Annotated in this window: 13 protein-coding genes; 9 read left to right on the plus strand and 4 right to left on the minus strand. The window is 42.4% G+C overall.

What is annotated here, in order from left to right:
- Positions 1-190 precede the first annotated feature (190 nt).
- Together ABJE44_RS01720 and ABJE44_RS01725 are read right to left on the minus strand one after the other, a co-directional pair.
- Complete coding sequence (locus tag ABJE44_RS01720; protein ID WP_133471883.1) at positions 191-493, minus strand: peptidyl-tRNA hydrolase; 303 nt, start codon at positions 491-493, stop codon at positions 191-193.
- Positions 494-824: 331 nt separating this feature from the next.
- On the minus strand, positions 825-2,096 hold the full coding sequence (locus ABJE44_RS01725; protein WP_348110467.1) for an aromatic ring-hydroxylating dioxygenase subunit alpha: 1,272 nt from the start codon (positions 2,094-2,096) through the stop codon (positions 825-827).
- A gap of 335 nt (positions 2,097-2,431) precedes the next feature.
- Between ABJE44_RS01725 and ABJE44_RS01730 the strand changes: the two genes are divergently transcribed.
- The 7 genes from ABJE44_RS01730 (at position 2,432) to purU (ending at position 11,272) form a co-directional block, all read left to right on the plus strand.
- Positions 2,432-3,529 carry a hybrid-cluster NAD(P)-dependent oxidoreductase gene (locus ABJE44_RS01730; protein WP_133471880.1) on the plus strand — a complete coding sequence of 366 codons (1,098 nt, stop codon included), beginning with the start codon at positions 2,432-2,434 and terminating at the stop codon, positions 3,527-3,529.
- Positions 3,530-3,863: 334 nt separating this feature from the next.
- On the plus strand, positions 3,864-5,117 hold the full coding sequence (gene glyA / locus ABJE44_RS01735; RefSeq protein WP_348110468.1) for a serine hydroxymethyltransferase: 1,254 nt from the start codon (positions 3,864-3,866) through the stop codon (positions 5,115-5,117).
- Between the two features lie 61 nt (positions 5,118-5,178).
- Positions 5,179-6,429: a sarcosine oxidase subunit beta family protein gene (locus ABJE44_RS01740; RefSeq protein ID WP_348110469.1), complete on the plus strand. Its 1,251-nt coding sequence runs from the start codon at positions 5,179-5,181 to the stop codon at positions 6,427-6,429.
- 18 nt (positions 6,430-6,447) lie between these two features.
- Positions 6,448-6,741, plus strand: coding sequence for a sarcosine oxidase subunit delta (locus ABJE44_RS01745; protein WP_133471877.1), 294 nt, complete (start codon positions 6,448-6,450; stop codon positions 6,739-6,741).
- Positions 6,738-9,758: a sarcosine oxidase subunit alpha gene (locus tag ABJE44_RS01750; RefSeq protein WP_348110470.1), complete on the plus strand. Its 3,021-nt coding sequence runs from the start codon at positions 6,738-6,740 to the stop codon at positions 9,756-9,758. Before ABJE44_RS01745 ends, ABJE44_RS01750 begins: the two co-directional genes overlap by 4 nt.
- Positions 9,751-10,350, plus strand: a complete 600-nt coding sequence (gene soxG, locus ABJE44_RS01755; protein WP_348110471.1) for a sarcosine oxidase subunit gamma family protein — start codon at positions 9,751-9,753, stop codon at positions 10,348-10,350. Before ABJE44_RS01750 ends, soxG begins: the two co-directional genes overlap by 8 nt.
- A gap of 31 nt (positions 10,351-10,381) precedes the next feature.
- Positions 10,382-11,272: a formyltetrahydrofolate deformylase gene (gene purU, locus ABJE44_RS01760; protein ID WP_348110472.1), complete on the plus strand. Its 891-nt coding sequence runs from the start codon at positions 10,382-10,384 to the stop codon at positions 11,270-11,272.
- Between the two features lie 24 nt (positions 11,273-11,296).
- On the opposite strand, the gene ABJE44_RS01765 is transcribed toward purU, so the two are convergent.
- Entirely contained in the window at positions 11,297-12,541 is a 1,245-nt protein-coding gene (locus tag ABJE44_RS01765) for an MFS transporter (protein ID WP_348110473.1), read from the minus strand.
- A 175-nt stretch (positions 12,542-12,716) separates the two neighbouring features.
- On the minus strand, positions 12,717-14,366 hold the full coding sequence (locus ABJE44_RS01770; RefSeq protein WP_348110474.1) for a BCCT family transporter: 1,650 nt from the start codon (positions 14,364-14,366) through the stop codon (positions 12,717-12,719).
- A 419-nt stretch (positions 14,367-14,785) separates the two neighbouring features.
- Here ABJE44_RS01770 and ABJE44_RS01775 point away from each other — a divergent pair, with 419 nt between their 5' ends.
- Both ABJE44_RS01775 and ABJE44_RS01780 read left to right on the plus strand, forming a co-directional pair.
- Positions 14,786-16,159 carry an L-serine ammonia-lyase gene (locus tag ABJE44_RS01775; RefSeq protein ID WP_348110475.1) on the plus strand — a complete coding sequence of 458 codons (1,374 nt, stop codon included), beginning with the start codon at positions 14,786-14,788 and terminating at the stop codon, positions 16,157-16,159.
- A 311-nt stretch (positions 16,160-16,470) separates the two neighbouring features.
- Positions 16,471-16,884, plus strand: a complete 414-nt coding sequence (locus tag ABJE44_RS01780) for a hypothetical protein (protein WP_348110476.1) — start codon at positions 16,471-16,473, stop codon at positions 16,882-16,884.
- Positions 16,885-17,407 lie beyond the last annotated feature (523 nt).

Genomic DNA, 17,407 nt, shown 5'->3' on the forward strand with positions numbered 1-17,407 from the left:
GAATAACATGTTGTGGAAAACCAATCGGGCAAACTCGGGGAAGGCGACTCATTCGATATCCTTATCTCTGAACGAAAAACCTTAGTATAGACAACTACATCTAAATCACTTCAAGACTTATTAATTTAATGTTCATCTGACCCCGATAGTTTTGTGATTGGGCCCCAAACCTATTGTTTTTAAGCGCCGACTATTTAAACAGCTTATAAAATTTAAATGGTTTAGGCCACTCTTCCCTAGGGCAAAAGGCAATGGCCACTTCCTTATTGTCCAACGCCGACTCAGTTAACACCACATTGTCCTCAAAAGTCTTAGCTCTATCGAACTCCTTTTGATTAACCTTACATACCACTTTGTAAAATCGTCCTGAAAGCCATTCTTTGATTGCTGGCTTTTCTTCGAATTTTAAGTAGGCAGCTAGTGCTGCATGTGATGACGCTAAAACTGCAAAACCTAACGGTACATCATCTTTTATTAATATATACATCTTCATTGTGTTGCCTTCTCTATAAATAAAAAAGCCCTCTTGCTTTTGCTGAGAGGGCTTTCTTGGTGATCGGGCAATAAAGTTCACACAAGCGCTAGCTCCCTCAGCCAAATCGTGGTTGAGGTTTTATGCGCTGTTTGATTGAACTTAAATATACTCATGCTAAGAAGATAAATGCTTTTACTTCGCAGTGTCAATCTATCTGTGTGTTCATGTGCGAAATAACTTGTTTCGTCAGTCACCTTATAGATTTAACAGCTGTAGCAACTACTTTTATTTTGTCACCAAAAGGTAAAGTAGCTTCATAAATTGTCATAGCTGGCACTGCAAACTCAGGCTATTGGCCTGAGCTTGCGATGTTTTGTTGCATGGTATGGGTAAACCAATCGATGAAATTCACCACGCCATATTCATATGTGGTGGAGTAAGGGCCAGGTTGATAGGCCATAGAGTTAATGCCGCGTTGGTTGTTTTCGGCTAGCGTTCTGTCTTGTTTATTGGTTTCGTCCCACACGTAAGTGAGTCTATCAAGGTCGTAGTCGACCCCTTCTACTGCATCTTTGTGAACAATCCATTTAGTGGTAACTTCGGTTAGTCTTGGCCCTATTGGTTTTACCTGAAATGCCACTATATGGTCGCTTTGGGCGTGGTTCCAAGAGTTAGGTAAATGCAATATTCGCATTGAGCCTAAGTCTGGATTTTTAATTCTGCCCATTAGCTTTTTGCTGGCTAACTTGCCATCTACCGTCATGGCTAAGGTGCCTTCTTTCAAAGGCATACGCACAATTCTGTTACGCATGGCGTGGCCGTGAGATACATGTTTGTACGGGATATTTTCAGCGTCCCACAGAGCCTGTTTTCTGGCGACTTGTGCTCTGAATTCGTCACTGGCGCGGGGGTCTTCTGTATCGTCCCACTCTAACAACGAGCCTAATAATTCAGGATGGGAGCCGTTACAGTGGTAACACTCTCGGTTGTTTTCGATAACTAACTTCCAGTTTGCATCTTCGACTATGGTTTTTTCAACAGCGACCTTGGCGTTCTCTAAATCGTATGGTTCTAAATAGTCGGTTAAGTCGTCAAAAAATCCATCTATGTTTGTGGGGTTGTCGCTAAGAGATATAAAAATGTAGCCCCCAGCAGTGCGGCAATTAACTGGGTGCAAGCTGAATTTAGATTTATCAAAGTCGTCACCCATGTCAGTACCAGCATGGAGTAGTTCACCGTCTAGTTCGTAAATCCATTGATGGTAAGTACAAACTAATTTGGCGGCTTTCCCTTTTTTAGATAAACATAGCTTTGAGCCACGGTGACGACAAACATTGTGGAATGCTTTCACCTCACCGTTTTGATCTCTGACTATGGTAACTGGGTTGTTGCCAACTTCCTGAGTAATGTAGTTGCCTTTTCTAGGAATTTCGCAGGTTAAGCCTACAAATAACCATTCCTTTTGAAATATTTGCTCCATCTCAATATCAAAGTTCTCTTGCTCGGTATAAAAAGGCTGAGGCAGCGAATAGCTAATAGGGTGATGTTTTAAGCAGTCAGCTATTTGCTCTTGCTTATTAATCGGTAACATCGTACTTGGTATGATATTGAGGTTTGCCATAAAAAATTCCATGCTCCGTTTTGACCATATCTACAACTTACTGCCTTCAGGTCGTAGCTAAGTCTGTGTTTGAATGAGCAGCGCAATACCTGCATTCACTCTTATATATTTTTTTTAATGATTTTGCAGCTCCCTTGTTATCAGGGCATCTCTAAAAGCGACAAAACTATACTGCAATTCCGACCTCCTCTTATATTTGTGCAATTTGCTATAACTCGAGCTATTTATTGGTGCTGGTGTTAATGGTTATAGGGTTGTCGTTTTTGAGTAAGTTGCCGTATCTGGACTGTAAGATATTGAGCGCCTATTAGGTTTAGTTTTGGAATGTATTCTCTATGAGCGAGGATTTTTTAACCGACGTTAACACCCAGAGTTGGGCCAACGGTCGCCACGAAGTGCAGTGTGTAAATGTTATCTATGAAACTATGGATGTGCGCACCTTTTGTTTTAAGGCTAGCTCGCCAGTCATGCACTTTTTTAAGCCTGGTCAGTTTGTGACGTTTGAGCTAGAAATTAACGGCCAACAGGTGTTTCGTAGTTACACTATTTCGTCTTCTCCGTCTGTGCCTTATAGCTTTTCGGTGACGATTAAGCGCATCCCCTATGGTGAAGTATCTAACTGGATGCACGACAACCTAAAGTTAGGTGACTTGCTAACCATACATGGGCCTGTTGGGCAGTTTAACTGCTTTGATATTGTTAGCGACAAGGTGTTGTTGTTGTCTGGTGGTGTGGGTATTACACCGCTTATGTCTATGTCTAGATGGTGGTACGACACTAACGCGAATGTGGATATTAACTTTGTACATAGCGCTCGCTCTCCTAGAGATATTATTTATCACGATGAATTGAAATTAATGGATGCGCGCATTGATAACTTCAATTTAAATATTGTGTGTCAGCGTTACGAAAATGGTGAAAACTGGAGTGGTTACACTGGATTTTTAGACCGCGCAAAGTTAGAAATTATCGCCCCTGATTTTATGCAGCGCACCGTGTTTTGTTGCGGCCCAGCTGTGTACATGAGTGCCATTAGAGAAATGCTTGAAGGCCTTGGCTTTGATATGGCGAATTACCATGAAGAGAGCTTTGGTTCTCCGCCAGAAGAATCTCAAGTTGATGCACAGCAACAAGCCGATGATAACGCTAACTTAGAGGTAGACACCCAAGATCTCTTCCAAGTTGAATTTAGTAACAGCGGTAAAGCCATTAAAATTCAAGCAGAGCAAACTGTACATACAGCGGCGGCGCTGGTGGGTTTACATATTCCTAAAGGGTGTGGTTTGGGCATGTGCGGCACCTGTATTGTTAAAAAGACATCTGGTGAAGTAGAGATGTCTCACAATGGTGGTATTACCGAAGAAGACGTTGAAGATGGATACATTTTAAGTTGCTGCAGTATCCCTAAAGGTGATGTGTCGATCGAATACTAAAGCGTGTAGATTTGTAGGTTTATGAAGTTAAAAAACTCTGGCTGGTCTGGAGTTTTTTAGTTTGTGATGAGTGGTTTTTAGCGTTTTTTGCTATCTAAACTCTGCATTTTTAGGGCGCAATTAAAATGTCGTAAATGGTCTTAATTGTGGCGTTAGCAGAACTATTAACTCTAAGCTCGGGGGCTAATATGCAGCACAAGCAGTCATGCTGACTGACAGAAATATTCCTGGTTTAAATAGGAAAATACTTAGGCTGTGATGCAACAAAGTGGCACAGCCCCATTCAATTAATAGATGACAAAAACACCCGTTATTAGGTGCTGGAGAGAGCAGGATGTTTTATAAGAACGATCAGATTGCAGGTTACGATGAGCAAATCTGGCAAGCCATTTTGAGTGAAGAAAAGCGTCAACAAGACCACGTAGAGCTCATTGCCTCTGAAAATTATACCAGTGCCCGCGTGATGCAAGCTCAAGGTACCCAATTAACCAATAAGTACGCTGAAGGCTATCCTGCAAAACGTTATTACGGCGGGTGTGAACATGTAGATATTGTTGAGCAGGTGGCAATTGACCGTGCCAAAGAGTTATTTGCTGCTGATTATGCAAACGTACAGCCGCATTCTGGTTCTCAAGCTAATGCCGCTGTATTTATGGCCTTGTTACAACCTGGCGATACCGTATTAGGTATGAGTTTGGCTCACGGTGGTCATTTAACTCACGGCTCTAAGGTGAGTTTCTCAGGAAAAATTTATCATTCTGTGCAATACGGCTTAGACGAAAGCACTGGAGAAATAGACTACGAGCAAGTGGCGCAACTTGCCAAAGAACATAAACCAAAAATGATTATTGCGGGATTTTCTGCTTACTCTCGGGTAGTAGATTGGCAGCGTTTTCGTGATATAGCAGACGAAGTAGGCGCATGGTTTTTTGTGGACATGGCTCACGTAGCGGGCTTAGTGGCCGCGGGACATTACCCAAATCCTGTGCCTATTGCTGATGTTGTTACCACTACAACCCATAAAACATTGCGTGGCCCTCGTGGCGGTTTGATTTTGTCTAAAGACAGCGAAACCTTTGAGAAAAAACTTAATTCAGCGGTATTTCCTGGAGGCCAAGGCGGCCCGTTAATGCATGTTATTGCCGCTAAAGCCGTGTCTTTCAAAGAAGCCATGGAAGATAACTTTATAAGCTATCAGCAGCAGGTTATTGATAACGCCCGTGCTATGGCAAAGGTATTTCAAGAACGTAGCTACAAGGTGGTATCTGGCGGTACTGATAACCATTTGTTTTTGCTCGATTTAATAGACAAGGGCATAACAGGTAAAGACGCCGATGCTGCATTAGGTCGTGCCAATATCACAGTAAACAAAAACTCAGTACCTAACGACCCCCAGTCACCTTTTGTGACGAGTGGTTTACGCATTGGTACCCCAGCCATTACTAGCCGTGGTTTTGGGCTAACTGAAGTAACGGATTTAACCCATTGGATATGCGATGTGTTAGACGACATAGACAACGAAGACACCATTAACTCAGTGCGAGAAAAAGTCTTGGTGATGTGCGAAGCGAACCCTGTTTACCGTTAAGTAATACAGTCGTTATTGATTAAACAGATATTGCCCAGCGCAATTTAAAAAAGGTAGAACCATGGAAAAGTACTCTGGTTTCGGACTGTTAAAACATTCCTTAAGCCACCACGAAAACTGGCAACGGGTATGGCGTAACCCAACCCCTAAAAAACACTACGATGCAATCATTGTGGGTGGTGGAGGCCATGGTTTAGCAACCGCTTATTACATGGCAAAAGAGCATGGCATGACCAATATAGCAGTGGTCGAAAAAGGCTACCTAGGTGGCGGTAACACCGCCCGTAACACCACTATAATTCGCTCAAACTACTTGTGGGATGAAGCGGCGCATTTATACGAGCATTCATTAAAATTGTGGGAAGGCCTTGCTCAAGACTTAAATTACAACTTGATGTTCAGCCAGCGTGGTGTGTTAAACCTTGGCCATACTTTGCAAGATATGCGAGATATCGAACGCCGAGTGAGTGCTAACAGACTAAACGGTATCGACTCTCAATTACTGAATACCGCAGAGGTACAAGACATAGTACCTATTTTAGATTGTTCTAAGACTGCTCGTTACCCTGTAATGGGGGCGTCTTGGCAACCTAGAGGGGGCACCGCTAGGCACGATGCTGTAGCGTGGGGATACGCCCGTGCCGCAGATGCGTTAGGGGTAGATTTACTGCAACAAACCGAAGTAACAGGTATTCGTCGCAAAGACGGTGCAGTGTGCGGTGTAGAAACTAATCGCGGCTTTATTTCGGCTGACAAAGTAGCCTGTGTGGCAGCGGGTAATTCTGGCACCTTGGCAAAAATGGTGGGCATGGAGTTACCCTTAGAATCTCATCCATTACAAGCTATGGTATCTGAGCCAATTAAGCCGATTATCGATACGGTTGTTATGTCTAACCATGTACATGGTTATGTGAGTCAGTCAGACAAAGGCGACTTGGTTATTGGTGCCGGTATTGATGGTTACTTAGGTTATGGCCAGCGTGGCTCGTTTAATATTGTTGAGCATACTATTTCAGCCATTATTGAGATGTTCCCTATCTTTAGCCGCGTTAGGTTAAACCGAGCGTGGGGCGGCATAGTAGACACCACACCAGATGCTTGTCCTATTATCTCAAAAACACATGTCAAAGGTTTGTACTTCAACTGCGGTTGGGGCACCGGAGGCTTTAAAGCCACGCCGGGGTCTGGAAACGTATTTGCTCATACAGTCGCCAAAGACGAGCCTCATCCTCTAGCTAAAGCTTTCGATATTGACCGTTTTACTTCAGGTAAATTAATTGATGAACACGGCGCTGCCGGTGTTGCGCACTAAGTCGGGGAGATTTAAATCATGTTACATATCTACTGTCCTTACTGCGAAGAGTTTCGCGAAGAAGATGAATTTCACCCTGTTGGTGAGGCGCACATTGAGCGCCCTTTAGAGCCTGAGGCACTCACTGATGAGCAGTGGTCTCAATATTTGTTTTTCAGAAAAAATCCCCGCGGGCTACACCACGAAATGTGGGTGCACGGTGCCGGATGTCGTAAGTTTTTCAACATGACAAGGCACACAGTGACATACAAAATATTAGAAACCTACAAGATGGGTCAGCAGCCAAGTGTTGTTGCTGAGGAGTCGGAATGAAACAAGTCAATCGCCTAGATGATGGTGGCCGTATTAATCGGCAAACGCCTTTAAATTTCACCTTTAACGATAAAACTTATCAAGGGTTTGAAGGTGACACATTAGCCTCTGCATTGTTAGCTAATGGTGTGGATGTGGTGGGTAGAAGTTTTAAATATAGTCGCCCAAGGGGAGTGATCACAGCTGATGCCCAAGAGCCAAATGCTATATTTCAAGTGGGCTCTAATGATGCGTCGACTATTCCTAACCCAAGGGCAACACAAACTGAGTTGTATGCCAATTTAGTGTGTAGCTCTACCAACGGTTGGCCTAATGTTGATTTTGACCTAATGGGTACAGTGGGCAAAGTGGGTGGTTCTGCCATGCCTCCAGGATTTTATTATAAGACCTTTATGTTTCCGCAATCTATGTGGATGTCTTACGAAAAAATGATCCGTAAAGGTGCTGGTTTAGGTTGCAGTCCTCTCCAGCCTGACCCAGATAGTTACGACAAATTAAATCACCATTGTGATGTGATGGTAGTCGGTGCAGGCCCTGCGGGTTTATCTGCTGCATTAGCTGCGGCTCGCGCAGGTGCTAGAGTGATAATTGCCGATGAGCAAAACGAAATGGGCGGCAGCCTGCTTTGTTCTACAGAATTAATCGATGGAACCGCGGCTGCCGTTTGGTTAGTAAGTACCTTAACTGCATTAGCTGAAAACGATAATGTGCTTTTGTTACCCCGTAGTACTGCATTTGGTTATTACGACCAAAATTACATAGGGATTAACGAGCGTCGTAGCGATCATATTGGTGAAACCAATAGTCATGGCACTAGGCAGCGTTTACATAAAGTACGAGCTAAACAAGTTATTTTAGCCACCGGAGCCCACGAACGGCCTTTGGTATTTGGCAACAATGATGTGCCAGGTTGTATGTTAGCTTCAGCAGTTACCACTTATATTAATCGCTATGCTGTGGTACCCGGCAATCGCTTGGCCTTGATGACCACAAATGATAACGCTTACAAAGCCGCCATTGCTTGGCATGATGCGGGCAAAAGTGTGGTGCTAATAGCTGATACCCGCCCAAGTGCCGATGGATTCTTGGTGAAAGAGGCGATGAAGCGCGGCATAAAAGTCGAATTTGGTCATGGCATTATTGATGTTAAAGGCAGCAAGCGGGTTAAATCTGTAGAGGTTGCCCCCTTGAGTGCTGATGGTAAATCTGTTTCGGGGCAAGCCGTTAGTTATATCTGTGACACGGTTGCAAGCTCTGGAGGTTGGAGCCCGGTATTACATTTGTCTTCACATACGGGTAGCAAGCCTATTTGGCGTGATGACATACAAGGCTTTGTACCTGGTAATACTGAGCAAGCACAGCATATTTGCGGTGGTATACAAGGTGTATATGATTTATCACAAGTACTAGAAGACGGCATTAAGTGTGGTTTAGCCGCTGCCGGTGATGCGGGCAAACATGTCAGTAGCCTAGAGTTTTTAACGCCTACAGTGACTAAATATACCGAAACACCTGCCATGGCGCTGTTTCATATTCCTCACTCTAAACCAACCAGTCGCGCACCTAAGCAGTTTGTGGATTACCAAAATGATGTAACTGCTGCTGGTATTGAATTAGCTAACCGTGAAGGTTTTGAGTCGATAGAGCACGTTAAGCGTTATACCGCATTAGGTTTTGGTACTGACCAAGGTAAGTTAGGCAACATAAATGGTATGGCGATAACTGCCAATTCTTTAGGCAAAACCATTCCTGAAACGGGCACCACTATTTTTAGGCCTATGTACACACCTGTTACCTTTGGTGCCCTCTCGGGCAGTGATGTTAAGCAGTTGTTTGACCCAGCTCGTTTTACGGCCATGCATCGCTGGCATGTTGATAATGGCGCTGAGTTTGAAGATGTAGGCCAGTGGAAACGTCCTTGGTATTACCCAAAACCAGGTGAAACCATGGAACAAGCACTCGCGCGCGAATGCTTAGCAACCCGCAACAGTGTAGGTTTGTTAGATGCATCTACCTTAGGGAAAATAGATATTCAAGGTAAAGATGCCCGTGAATTTTTAAACCGTGTTTACACCAACCCTTGGAGTCAATTAGCGGTTGGCAAATGTCGATATGGTGTGATGTGTAAAGAAGACGGTATGGTGTTTGACGACGGTGTAACCGCATGCATCAACGATAATCGCTTCCAAATGACCACTACTACAGGTGGCGCGGCTGGCGTATTAAATTGGTTAGAGCTTTGGCATCAAACTGAATGGCCTGAGTTAGAAGTGTACTTCAGCACTGTGACCGATCATTGGTCTACCATGACCATATCTGGCCCTAATAGCCGTAAGGTACTCGAAAAACTTACCGATGCTGACGTGAGCAACGAAGCCTTCCCGTATATGGGCTGGATTGCTGCAGAAGTCGCCGGGGTCAAAGCGCGAATTTTCCGTATTTCATTTACTGGTGAATTGTCTTTTGAAATCAACGTACAAGCTAACTTTGGTTTACATTGTTGGGAAGCTGTAGTTGCGGCCGGTCAAGAGTTTGATATTACCCCGTACGGTACTGAAACCATGCACATATTACGTGCTGAAAAAGGCTTTATTATTGTTGGGCAAGATACAGACGGCTCGGTTACTCCTCAAGATTTAGACATGAATTGGGTCGTAGGCAAGAAGAAAGCCTTTAGTTACTTAGGTAAACGTTCTTGGACTCGAGAAGACAACGAGCGTACTGATCGTAAACAGTTTGTAGGCCTAAAACCTAAAGACCCCAAAGTGGTATTACCGGAAGGCGCACAAATTGTATTTGATAAAGACCAGCCCATTCCTATGACTATGGTGGGGCATGTAACCTCAAGTTATTACAGTGCATGTTTAGGTTATTCATTTGCCTTAGCGGTGGTGAAAGGCGGGTTAGAGCGAATGGGGCAATCAGTATTTGTGCCACTTGCTGATGGCAGCACCATAGAAGCTGAAATATGTAGTTCTGTATTTTACGATCCAAAAGGAGATCGCCAAAATGTCTGATTTAGTCAAAGTAGAATCCCCGTTACAGCATGCAGACTTTGCTGCGTTGTCAGCCTTAACCACGGAAGGTGGTGTGGTATTGCGTGAAGATGCCCTGTTAGGACATTTAAATTTGCGAGGTAATGCCCAAGACCCAGAGTTTGTGGCCGGAGTGGCAAAAGCATTAGGTTTAGCACTGCCACTTGCGCCTTGTTCGTCAGCACAAAATGACGACACTACGATTATGTGGTTATCACCAGATGAGTGGATCATTCTTGTTGAAGGTGGCAAAGAAGAAGCCACAGAAGCAAGTTTACGAGCTAGCTTAACAGGTCATTTTGCGGTGTCGGATATAAGTGGTGGGCAAACCATACTTGAGTTGAGCGGTGATGATTGTATTAAGGTACTTCAAAAATCCACTGGCTATGATGTCCATTTAGACAACTTCCCCGTTGGTAAAGTTGTCGGCACTACGTTTGCAAAATCTTCTGCCCATATTAGGCGCACAGGTGAGCAAAGTTTTCAGTTAGTTATTCGCCGTAGTTTTTCAGATTATATTTGGTTATGGCTACAACAAAGCAGTAAAGAATACGGCCTGCGTATTTCGCGGTAACTGTTTATTTTTTGGTTTCAAAGGAATAGTAATGACACTGTCAGTTACAGAAAAACAACAACAAGTTCAAACTCAGATCATTACCGCAAGTTGCCCAAGTTTGTTAGGTACGGTAGACGTAGTAACCCGTTATTTATATGAGAATGGCTTTTACATCACAGAAATCCATTCTTTTGATGACACCAAAAACGGCCAGTTTTTTATTCGTATCGAATTCCATGCCAATGATGGGGCTGAGTTTGATCGCCAAGCCTTCATGGAAGGTTTTAATCTTCAAGCTGAAAAGTTCTCTATGCAGTGGCAGCTGGTGGCAAAAGCGTATAAGCCTAAAGTGGTGATTTTAGTCTCTAAGCAAGATCACTGTCTAAATGACCTGCTTTATCGTTGGAGAATTGGCAGTTTGGCAGTAGATATTCAAGCTATTGTATCTAATCATCCAGACTGTGAAGATTTAGCGGCGTGGCATAATATCCCTTATTATCATTTCCCTATTACCAAAGAGACTAAGGTACAGCAAGAAGCGTTGATTTGGGATGTGATTCAAGAATACCAAACAGATTTGGTGGTCTTAGCTCGCTACATGCAAGTATTAACCAATGATATGTGCCAAAAGTTGGCAGGTAGAGCCATCAATATTCATCACTCTTTGTTACCTGGTTTTAAAGGCGCAAAGCCTTATCATCAGGCTTACGAGAAAGGTATTAAGCTAGTGGGTGCAACGGCCCATTATGTAAGCGATGAGCTAGACGAAGGGCCGATTATTAGCCAAGGTGTAGAAACCGTAGACCATGGTTATCACCCTGAAGATTTAGCGGCTAAAGGACGAGACATTGAATGCTTAACCCTTGCTAGAGCAGTACAAAACCACATTGAAAATCGTATATTCTTACATGGTAAGAAAACGGTGGTGTTTACTAAGTAAGCAATAGGCGGTGCCCATTAAATATTAATGGGCGTGTTCTGTTTGTTGTACCTCCTCTTCTTCTGGATCGATTCCTACTTCTATCACCTCATGAGTGGTTTTGCTGACACTCACAAACGGAGCATAGTGCTCTCTGTCTGCTTGATAGAAATTGATCCTGAATATAGTCCAAAAAGCTAACAGCGAAAATGAAACCGCTGACACAATAAACAAAGCTTGCTCGGTATAGGCAAATAGAGATGACACCACTAGGGGCCCAAATACACTGCCTAAACTGTTCATCATTAATACGCCGCTACCCACTTCCATTACCGATAAGTCGGTGTTGTCATTTGCGTGAGCTAAACATAATGCATACAAAGGGAAGACTAAGCCACCAAAGGCAAACATGGTTAGGTAAATAAACCAAGGGTGGTCATACAAAGGCAACATAGCAACTAAACAGGCTACTAATCCAAAAACGGCTAAGCCAGCAATGACTATACGTCTGTCGATGTTGTCAGACATTCTCCCTAATGGGTACTGCAAGGCTGCGCCCCCTAATAAGGTGACAGCCATAAATAAGCCCACTTGCCCTGCTTCTAAGCCATTAGAATTAGCCACAACCGGCCCAAGGGCCCAAAAACCACCTGAAATAAAACCACCTAAAAATGCACCTACCATAGCAATTTGCGATACCGAAAATATGCGCCTGAAACTTAACTTAATGTTAGGTATGGGGTTAGGTGCTGAGCTTGTGGTTAAACCTATGGGTAAAATGCCCAACACTAATAAAGCTGCGCCAAGCATAAACAAACGCTCGTAGCCAAGGTCAAAACCCACGAGTAATTGTCCAATACAGATAGCCCCTAGGGTGATAACTGCATAGATAGATAAGATGCTACCTCTGTATTCGGTGGGGGTTTTTTCGTTAAGCCAGCTTTCCATCACCATGTAAATTCCGGCCATTGCCCAGCCCATTAATAGACGTGCAATTACCCACAACTCGAACTGGTCAGCTATACCAATAAACAACATAGAGCCAGTGGTTAGGGCAACCAAAACGGTAAAAACTCGAATATGACCGACTCTTGCAACCAACTTAGGAACGGTTAGGCAACCCAATACAAAACCAGCAAAATAACTAGAGCCTATAAAACCTATGGTGGTGGACTCCCAACCAAGACTCACACCATAAAGTGGCACTAATGTGTATTGCAGACCGTGGCCCATTAGCAAAATGGCGGCTGATAATAATAAGGCAAAGATAGACCTTAATAGGGATCCCATAGCATTACTCGTTGTAAAAAATTGTAAGGGTTAAAAAGGCGCGCAGAATACCAGCAGAATTGCTGTAATGCTCGTTAATTTATGCCTTGAATACCGTTATTTTTGCGAATAATTTTCAGGCTGTTTTTAGCTTGGCTTTTACCTTGATAAAAACCATAAAACAGCCTCTAAGTCGTTAGGGTTTATCAGCAACAGGCGGCTCTAGTTTGTCGCCTTTTACTACTCTATAAATCAGTACTAGTAAGGAGCCATTTACACAGATAATAATAAACATAGCGGGCAAGCCCCCTAAGTTTGACATCATCTTGATGCCATCAATACTGGCGAAACTCACCATTACCCAGGCTATAACGCCAATACTCATTCCCCAAACTATTTTTAGTAGCATCAGAGGTGCGGCTTTGGTTGGTGTGGAGGCGCTTTCTAATTCGGCTGCCGAACCCTCTTCGGGATCATTTACACAGGCTTCGTTGTCGGCTGCACACAGGTTGCTCATGGTATCTGTGTTTGAGTCGGCTGCGGTAACGTAAGAAATAAAGGTGATAAAGATAAAAATGCCAGCAGTGATATAGCTTATAGGTAAATTCTCAAACAAGGTATAGATGGCCCCTTCAACGCCTTTTTCATCCATTGCGGTCTTAATACCACCTAAGGTGAGATTGTCGAAATAAATAGCACTGCCAGAAAAGGTCGACATCCATACAAAAGCGAACATTGAAGGCAAGATTAAGTTCACCACTATAAATTCTCTTACAGTGTAACCTCGGCCAATTCTTCCTAAAAATAAAGCCACTACCGGTGCCCACGCATACCAATTGGCCCAATAAAATATGGTCCATAGGTTAGGCCAGTTATCTTCAGGGCCGGTGTACATATTTAAGCTTCTTGAGAAAAAGGTGGTGACGTAATCAGTCATGCCCTGCAGCCCAGCCGAAAATATATATTGGGTGGGGCCGAACATAAGCACAAATACACAAGAGACAATAAAAACTTGCGCATTTAGATTAGAAAGCCGCGCAATACCCTTTTGCAAACCACTCACAGCAGAGGCGATAAAAGTGACCACAATGGCAGCACAAACCAGCGCCATTACCGTTTTGGTGTTAGGTATACCTAAAACAGATTGTAGGCCACCACCCAATACTAAAATACCAGAACCTAGAGATGAAGCCATGCCCGCGACTAAAGCAAACAAAGCGACAGCATCAATGACTATGGCGCTTTTTTTGGTAATCAATCTACCTAAAAATGGTTTTAATGAAGAGCCTAGTGAAAATGGCATATGCAAATTGTAATAACACAAGGCAAACACTAATGCAGGTACGCAATAAATAGCATAAGGCGTAAATGACCAATGCATAAACATGGTGCCCATAGTAAACCTAACCGCTTCTTCACTTTGCGCGGCAATATCTAAAGAAGTGGGGGGTTCATAAAAGTGATACATGGGTTCTGCTGCGCCCCAAAACAGAATGCCAGTAGCAACCGTGGTGCATAGTGTAATCGCAAACCATTGCCATTTAGTTAGTAAAGGTTTGGCGTGGGTACCGCCAATTTTGATTTTGCCAAGGGGAGAGAAAAAGGTAATGACTAGGCTAATAACTAAACACAAAGTTGAAATACTAAATAACCAAGAAAAGGTAGTGAGGATCCAGTCATTTATTTCTGTCATGACATTGAGAAAGTTCTCTAAATCAACAAAACTAAATACCATTGCGCCCAGTAAAAGCAGAAAAGGGGGCCAAAACACACTATGTTTAATACCGATATTGAACCAACTAGAATACTTGTTTGTGCTTAATTGTTCTGCGGTATCTGGTGTCATTCTTATCTTCTTTATTGTTATTTTTCTGAGGCTTACAGACTTTACGAAAGTAAGGGTAGTTATTAGTAGCTCAAAATATAGTTGGGCTATATATAACTAATATTGTTGTGCGTAACGCCTACGTATACCGTGTGAGCTCGAGATTCAGTCTAGCATTAGTCATACTGCGTTTTTGATCGATAACGACCTTTTATTTACTAAACGCGTCGTTAATAAATAACACCAAACTACTCACTAATTTGATTGTGTCGCTTATTTGTAAGTGAACTTGGATTGATTTGCGTTTTAGTATATATAATTAAAATTCTCATGTCTTATATGGGCTACTTAATGTCTTTATTAGAAAAGTGCATAACCACTACACCACTTAAGTTAACCCACCATTATGTAAGCATTAACTCAATTAAATCGAGAAAACCATGATCAGTGTTTTTGATATGTTCAGCGTAGGTATTGGCCCATCTAGTTCACATACAGTGGGCCCTATGCGAGCTGGCGTAGAGTTTTGTCAGCAGTTAAAAACACTTGAAGTATTCGATCAAGTGGATGAAGTGAAAGTGGAGTTGTTTGGCTCCCTTGGGCAAACGGGTAAAGGCCATGGCACTGGAAAAGCCGTTATTTTAGGCCTGCAAGGTTACACGCCTGAATCTATAGATATTGGCTTAGTTGACACCTTATTGCGCAATGTTGATGTTAAGCAATCACTAGATTTGAACGCTGAAAAAACCGTAAAATTTCCCCGTCAAAATGCCATTATTTTTCATCGACGTAAAACTCTACCGCTGCACGCTAATGGGCTTACTTTCTTTGCTTATAAACAAGGTGAAATGATTGCCAGTCAAAGTTACTACTCTATTGGCGGTGGCTTTATTCTTAAAGAAGAAAACTTTCATGATGAAAAGGTTAGCGCCTTAAAACATGATGCGCTACCTGTACCCTATTCCTTTTCATCTGCTACAGAGTTACTGCGACTGTGCAGAGAGCATGGTTTATGTATTAGCTCGCTTATGCTTTTAAATGAACAGGTGTTTCAAAACAAAGCAAAAGTAAAACAAAAGCTTTGGCATATCTGGCAAGTTATGCAGGAATGCGTGCAAAACGGCATTAGTAATGAAGGCATCCTACCTGGTGGCTTAAAAGTAACGCGCCGCGCCCCTAAGCTTTATCGCAGATTGCAAAACGAACGAAGTACCGATCCTATGCTAGCTATGGACTGGGTTAACCTATTTGCACTAGCTGTTAATGAAGAAAACGCTGCTGGTGGCCGAGTTGTTACCGCCCCCACTAATGGTGCTGCGGGTATTATCCCAGCTGTGTTGCATTACTATGACAAGTTTATCAGCCCAGTAGATGAAGACACAGCAGTACGTTACTTATTAACCGCAGCGGCCATTGGTATTTTATACAAAAAGAATGCCTCAATATCGGGTGCCGAAGTAGGTTGCCAAGGCGAAGTAGGTGTAGCTTGCTCTATGGCTGCAGGGGCACTTACCGAAATACTTGGTGGCACAGTAGACGAAGTCGAAAATGCTGCCGAGATAGGCATGGAACATAATCTAGGTTTAACTTGCGACCCAGTGGGCGGATTAGTGCAAGTGCCCTGTATTGAACGTAATGCTATGGGCTCAATTAAAGCCATTAATGCCTCAAGGCTAGCCTTGCGGGGTAACGGTGACCACAAAGTATCGTTAGACAAAGTCATTAAAACTATGTGGGAAACCGGTAACGATATGAAGTCTAAATACAAGGAAACCGCCAGAGGCGGCCTAGCGGTCAATATTGTTGAGTGTTGATTAGCTATTATATTCGCTCAGCTTAGTAAGCATGCTTTTCTAGGTCATATCTTGCTTATTAGTGGACGATTATTACTGGTGTTAAATACAGCTTTAGCTAACTTGCATAGGTAGTTAGGAAAATGCGCGGTTCGCGCATTTTTATAGAATCAAAAAGCCTATCAATTTCCCTTATTTTCTATCTATAGCAATGTGTTAGGTAATTTGTTACTAATAGTACAAACTAGAAAAGTGCGCGATATGTAAATAGAAATATGCGCGGTTCGCGCACTATTAAATTGTTATGTGCCTAAAATCGAGTCTAGTTAACTATGTTACTTTTAAAAATATTAAGTGCTTTATTAGTGCCAATTCAGGTTGTCGTATTAATTGTGGGTGGTTTTTTACTGATGACACAAGCTGGACTGATTGGGGGAACCGAACCTACTATTGCATCGTTATTGATGCTTGCTGGGGCGCTCTGTGCTGTTAGTTATCTAATGTTGTTATCTTACTTTATTTCCTTTTTTAAAAAAGATGAAAACATAAGTAGTAAAATTTTATTATTTGGCTCCGTTTTAAATATTATAATTCAAATAGTATTGTCATCAATTTTTATCAAATTTGAGTTTTACAACAATCCTATGATTGTTTTTACGCTGTTTTCTCCTTTATTAAGTGCATACTGGATCGGCTCCGATTATCAAAAACCAACACAAGCTAAAGCATTATCAAATGGTACATAACAAACAAAGCCACACAGACGCGCAAAAAGCGCGCGCCCGTGCTTTGAAACGTTATATTTAAGGAAGCAATTATGAGTATCGTAATGGATGTATTTATTTGGTTACTAATCGAATCGTTTTTCGGTTTTGTATTTTACTCTACAGGATGTTTAATTCTTAAAGTTTTTACTCTTGGACAGTATAAAATAGCTTTCACGGACTTTACGACTTTTAGAGTTAGTAAAGAAAAAAATATCAACTTAATATGGTTATTAGGTTTGTCGTTTTATGTAGCCTTAATTGTATTCACAGTACACTTAAACAATTAAATATAACAAGTGCATTATAGAGGGAATTTTACTCGCTGAAAAAGCGCTCCTAAAATCCCCATATGTTAAGCGTTATATGCCTATATGAATAATCAAGAATGGAAAGTTTCAAAGAAAGCGGCCGAGATGCTATCCGCGCTGAATGAAGAACATAAATGTAAGTTTAAAGTTGAGTTGCAATTGTTCTTTATTGATTGTTGCAAATCTAAGTTGTA

Origin of the sequence: Paraglaciecola sp., assembly GCF_039942875.1 — a bacterium.
Classification (GTDB): domain Bacteria; phylum Pseudomonadota; class Gammaproteobacteria; order Enterobacterales; family Alteromonadaceae; genus Paraglaciecola.

Coding starts and splice junctions, on each gene's coding strand:
- ABJE44_RS01730 (WP_133471880.1), top strand. CDS start 2,432: ATGAGCGAGGATTTTTTAACCGACGTTAACACCCAGAGTTGGGCCAAC.
- purU (WP_348110472.1), top strand. CDS start 10,382: ATGACACTGTCAGTTACAGAAAAACAACAACAAGTTCAAACTCAGATC.
- ABJE44_RS01740 (WP_348110469.1), top strand. CDS start 5,179: ATGGAAAAGTACTCTGGTTTCGGACTGTTAAAACATTCCTTAAGCCAC.
- ABJE44_RS01775 (WP_348110475.1), top strand. CDS start 14,786: ATGATCAGTGTTTTTGATATGTTCAGCGTAGGTATTGGCCCATCTAGT.
- ABJE44_RS01720 (WP_133471883.1), bottom strand. CDS start 493: ATGAAGATGTATATATTAATAAAAGATGATGTACCGTTAGGTTTTGCA.
- ABJE44_RS01725 (WP_348110467.1), bottom strand. CDS start 2,096: ATGGCAAACCTCAATATCATACCAAGTACGATGTTACCGATTAATAAG.
- ABJE44_RS01750 (WP_348110470.1), top strand. CDS start 6,738: ATGAAACAAGTCAATCGCCTAGATGATGGTGGCCGTATTAATCGGCAA.
- soxG (WP_348110471.1), top strand. CDS start 9,751: ATGTCTGATTTAGTCAAAGTAGAATCCCCGTTACAGCATGCAGACTTT.
- ABJE44_RS01745 (WP_133471877.1), top strand. CDS start 6,448: ATGTTACATATCTACTGTCCTTACTGCGAAGAGTTTCGCGAAGAAGAT.
- ABJE44_RS01770 (WP_348110474.1), bottom strand. CDS start 14,366: ATGACACCAGATACCGCAGAACAATTAAGCACAAACAAGTATTCTAGT.
- ABJE44_RS01765 (WP_348110473.1), bottom strand. CDS start 12,541: ATGGGATCCCTATTAAGGTCTATCTTTGCCTTATTATTATCAGCCGCC.
- glyA (WP_348110468.1), top strand. CDS start 3,864: ATGTTTTATAAGAACGATCAGATTGCAGGTTACGATGAGCAAATCTGG.
- ABJE44_RS01780 (WP_348110476.1), top strand. CDS start 16,471: ATGTTACTTTTAAAAATATTAAGTGCTTTATTAGTGCCAATTCAGGTT.